This window comes from Halanaerobium sp. DL-01 (assembly GCF_003338615.1).
Taxonomy (GTDB): domain Bacteria; phylum Bacillota; class Halanaerobiia; order Halanaerobiales; family Halanaerobiaceae; genus QPJE01.
Window position 1 is genome coordinate 1 of record NZ_QPJN01000061.1, and the last position, 4,766, is coordinate 4,766.

A 4,766-nucleotide genomic window follows, 5' to 3' on the forward strand; every position below is an offset into this window, starting at 1 on the left:
CACATGCTCCATAGCGGTCATCCCACTTAAAACTACTGAAACTTCTGGATGGTTCATTACCCATCTGAGTGCCCACTGGGCTGGTGTTCTTTTTATTGGTGCTTCCTCCCATTTATTCAAAATTTCCTCTGGTATTTCTCCTGCTAAATTGCCACCTCTTAGAGGCTCCATAATTACAACACCCAACCCTTTATCAGCAGCATATTCTAACCCTTCTCTGCCAGCTTGATAATTTTCATCTAAGTAATTATATTGAATTTGACAGAATGACCAGTCATAAGAATCCACAATTTCTTTGAAGGAATTAATATCACTATGAAAAGAAAATCCAGCATATTTTATCCGACCATCTTCTATAGCCTGATCTAAAAATTCCTCTATACCTAATTTTTTTAAATTTTCCCAACTGCTTTTATTTAATGAATGGAGTAAATAAAAATCTATTTTATCTGTTTCCAGGCGTTCAAGTTGTTCGTTCAATAATCTATCCATATCTTCTCTGCTTTGAACTAACCAGATTGGAAGTTTTGTTGCTAAATTTACTTTTTCTCGATAACCATCCTTTAAGGCTCTTGCTACAAATGGCTCGCTTTCTCCTGGTTTATCAAATCCTGTACCATGGTAAGGATATGCTGTGTCAACATAATTTACTCCGTTATCAATTGCATATCTCAGCATTTTTGTTGCTTTTTCCTCATCAATATTAGTTTGCTCACCATCAATAACAGGTAATCTCATACAGCCAAACCCTAAAACAGAAACCTTTTCATTTGTTTTTCCCATTTTTCTGTATAACATCTTTATCATCTCCTATAATAGATTTTTTTATTATTTCTTTTTCTAACACCTGTATTTTAATTCAACTCCAATTTATAGTTTGAATACTTTTTTACAGAAACTATTATTATTGTAATTAAAATTAACTGAATAATTATCACACCCAGTGGTCCACAAAATAAGTCCATCAAAAAACGGTATATGCATAAGGTAAAAAACTGGCCCTGGCAGTTTATAAGCATGAGCAGTGATAAAGGGTAGTAAAAATACCAATTCAATTTTTATTAAGATTACATAAATAGTTATTTATGAACTTATTAAAGCTCCTTATTTATAGGCCTTTTGATAAATATCTACAGTGTCTTCTAAACTTAATTCGCTTCTATCACACTGGAAAAGAGCTCCCATGGTTTCTCTTGCATTTTTTGCCATTGCCTCAAATTCATCTTCTTTAATTCCATAATCAGACATCTTAAGTTCTGCTACCCCACATTTCTGCTGCAGCTGTTCAAGTGCGATAAGGAAATCTTCTGCTTTTTCGGCATCATCTTTTCCCAGAGCTTTTGCCAGTTCAATAAATCTCTCTTCAGCAATTCCTCGCTCTACCATTTTGCCAAAATATGCCCTGCTTAGCATAATTAAACCCGAACCATGAGGAAGTTCCTGATGAAAAGCGGACATTGCATGTTCTAAAGAGTGCTGACTTGTTAATGCACCTACTTCCATTACTAAACCGGATAAAGTGTTGGCAAAGGCTACTTTTTCTCTTGCCTTCAGATTATCTCCATTTTCTACAGCTTTTGGCAGTCCTTCAGCTATATTTTTAACAGCGGTAATTGCATACATATCACTCATTTTATTGGTAAATTTAGATAGATATCCTTCTATACTGTGAAATAGGGCATCAAAACCCTGAAATGCAGTATATTTTGGCGGGACTGTGGTCATTAGTTCTGGATCAACAACTGCTATTTTAGGCAGAAGATCTGGATGTACAAATCCAATTTTCTCATTAGTTTCTGAATTAGTAATTACAGTTCCTCTATCAACTTCGGATCCTGTTCCAGCTGTAGTTGTAATTGCAACTACAGGGAGTGGAGTATTTTTAACTTCTTTACCTTTACCAGTTCCACCGGGAATATAATCCCAGTAATCACCTTCATTAACAGCCATCAGTGCAATTGATTTGGCGGCGTCCATACTGCTTCCTCCACCAAGTGCCACTACAAAATCACAATTATTGTCTGCGGCCATTCTGGCACCTGCCATAACTGTTGATTTTAAGGGATTTGCTTCTATCTGATCAAATAAAACAGTTTCTGCTCCAGCTTTTTTAAGCTGTTCTTCTGTTTTTTCTAAATAACCGTATTTTTTGGCAGAAGTTCCATTTGAGATAACAATTAAAGCTTTCTTACCAGGTAATTCCTCTTGATGCAGATTATTCAGCTGTCCAGATCCAAATAACAATTTTGTTGCTATATCCATTCTAAAACTCATTTTTACGACCTCCATTTCAAATTTTCTTATTTAATAGTTTATCACCTTGAGTTAACTCCAGGTCAAGCTTTTTTTGAAAATAATTTTTATCTGGTGAATTGTAGGCTGCAGTTTATCACTGAACTTCTTATTTATATAAAATTTGACAAATTAAAGAAATAAATATAGGATTTTTAAGATTAATGTAGAATCAATAATATAAGTATTATCACTAAAATGATGTCTGAGGTGGAAAATCTATGAAAAATCGATGGGAAGAGATGATCAATTAATGGAGAGTTTAATAGATAGGTTATCAATCGGAATTGTAATAGCTGATAAACAGGGCCAGCTTTTATTTACTAACCAGACTATAAAAGAGATGACTGGATATACAGAGGATGACATTAAAACAATGGAAGACTGGTACAAAAAAGCTTATCCTGATCAGGAATATAGGAAGAAAGCCAAAAAATATTTTCAATATGACATAGAAAATAATATTCAGGATAGAACATATAAAATTACAACAGCTGCTGGTGATTATAAATATTTTAATTTCCGTTACTCTCAATTAGATGATGAGAAAATTATCTTTGAGATTATAGATATTTCTCACCGTCTACAGCAAAAACATGAGCTAGAAAATAAAGAACATAATCAGTTAATTTATGCTGTGATTGATGATATTACTGAAAGTAAAAAACAAGAACTTGAATTAAAAGAGGTAAAAGAGAGATTAGAATTAGCTGTCTCTGGTGGTAATATTGGTATTTGGGATTGGAATGCTGTAAATAATACAGTACATTTTAATGAAAACTGGGCCCGGATGCTGGGATATGAACATTTTGAGCTGGAGAATAACCTTAATACCTGGCTTAATTTAGTTCATCCTGATGATAAGGAACAGGCTTTAAAAGACTTAGAAAATCATCTAGAAGGTAAAACTGAAAAATATTATAATGAGCATCGATTAAAAACAAAGTCAGGCAGCTGGAAGTGGATTAGAGATATTGGAAAAGTGACTGAAAGAGATGAAGCTGGAAATGCCATTCGGATTGTAGGAGTTCATATAGATATAGATCAGGAAAAAAGAGCAGCAGAAGAAATAGAATACCTATCGAATCATGATGAACTGACCGGTCTTTATAACAGAAGATTTCTAAATGAAGAACTTAAGCGTCTCCAGAATTCCAGAAAATATCCGATCAGTATTATCGTTGGAGATATTAATAAATTGAAAGATATTAATGATAATTACGGCCACAGTATGGGTGATAGGTATATTAAATTAACAGCAGAAGCTATAAAGAGCAGTTTAAGAGCCGAAGATATTGTTGCCAGAATAGGAGGAGATGAATTTGTAGTGATTCTGCCTGATACTAATTGTAATACAGCTGAGGAGGTAACTGAAAGAATTCTGGATAGGATAGAAGAAGTTAATAAAAACGAAGAATTGCCTGAACCTTTGAGTGCTGCATTGGGGTATGAAGCAACAGATTGTAACAGCGAGAATCATGGTGTTAAAAATATTAGAAAATGTTATGATAAAGCTGATAAAAAGATGTATGAGCAAAAATTTGTAAATAGATGTAGATGCTGATAAAATTAATTAAAAGTGATCATTTTAATTAATCATTGATGACGAAATTTATTTTTACAGCTGTAAAAATAAATTTTGGGAAACTCCTTATATTATATAAATTAGATTTAGGAATATTGGAGGTGGGATAATTGGAAAATATAATGGTCGGAAGACAGCCAATTCTTGATAAAAAGGAAAAATTATTTGCTTATGAATTATTATTTAGGTCTTCCCAAAAAAATGTAATTAATGATGGCGAAAGAGCTACAGCAGAAGTAATAACAAATAGTTTAGAGTCTATTGGTCTTGGTAATTTAACTCAGGATAAACCGGCTTTTATTAACTTCACCTCTAAAATGATTAAAAGTAAAATACCAGATATTCTGTCAAGTGAATCAATTTATATTGAAATTTTAGAAGATGTTGAAGTTGATTCTGAAATTTTAGAAATCTGCAGGGAATTAAAAAACGAAGGCTTTAAAATAGTGCTGGATGATTTTGAGTTTAAAGAGTCGCTAATTGATTTAATTAAAATAGCTGATATTATAAAAATTGATTTTTTAAATTCAACTAAAAGAGAAAGAAAAAGAACTCTGGAACTGATAAGAAACAAATATAATTCTCAGGTAAATTTTTTAGCAGAAAAAATAGAAGATTATTCTGATTTAGAAGAGGCAAAAAAATTTAATTATGATTATTACCAGGGCTTTTATTTTACAAAACCTGATATTGTATCCGGGAAAAAGCTGGAACCTCTTCAGATGAGCTATAATAGTATACTAAAAGAGTTAAATAAAGATAACCCGAATTTTCGAAAAATAGAGAAAATTATATGAGCTTCCCCCATTAAATTAGACACATAGTTTAGATAGTTTTCTCTCGTTTTCGTAGTCTTCTGGACTTTTATAATTTAACGTCGAATGCATTC

4 protein-coding genes are annotated in these 4,766 nt (G+C 32.5%); 2 read left to right on the plus strand and 2 right to left on the minus strand.

Annotated elements, in window-relative coordinates:
- The coding region (locus DER71_RS11600; RefSeq protein ID WP_147269422.1) for an aldo/keto reductase at window positions 1-798 on the minus strand (798 nt) is incomplete at its 3' end.
- Window positions 799-1,104: 306 nt separating this feature from the next.
- The gene (locus tag DER71_RS11605) at window positions 1,105-2,274 is read right to left on the minus strand and encodes an iron-containing alcohol dehydrogenase (protein WP_114457109.1); all 1,170 of its coding nucleotides are present in this window, start codon (window positions 2,272-2,274) and stop codon (window positions 1,105-1,107) included.
- Window positions 2,275-2,545: 271 nt separating this feature from the next.
- Between DER71_RS11605 and DER71_RS11610 the strand changes: the two genes are divergently transcribed.
- Window positions 2,546-3,856 carry a diguanylate cyclase domain-containing protein gene (locus tag DER71_RS11610; protein ID WP_158531688.1) on the plus strand — a complete coding sequence of 437 codons (1,311 nt, stop codon included), beginning with the start codon at window positions 2,546-2,548 and terminating at the stop codon, window positions 3,854-3,856.
- 131 nt (window positions 3,857-3,987) lie between these two features.
- Complete coding sequence (locus tag DER71_RS11615) at window positions 3,988-4,674, plus strand: EAL and HDOD domain-containing protein (RefSeq protein WP_114474672.1); 687 nt, start codon at window positions 3,988-3,990, stop codon at window positions 4,672-4,674.
- Window positions 4,675-4,766: the final 92 nt, after the last annotated feature.

Bases quoted from the DNA above. Each gene is read 5' to 3' on its own strand.
- DER71_RS11605 (WP_114457109.1), bottom strand. From the start codon at position 2,274: ATGAGTTTTAGAATGGATATAGCAACAAAATTGTTATTTGGATCTGGA.
- DER71_RS11610 (WP_158531688.1), top strand. From the start codon at position 2,546: ATGGAGAGTTTAATAGATAGGTTATCAATCGGAATTGTAATAGCTGAT.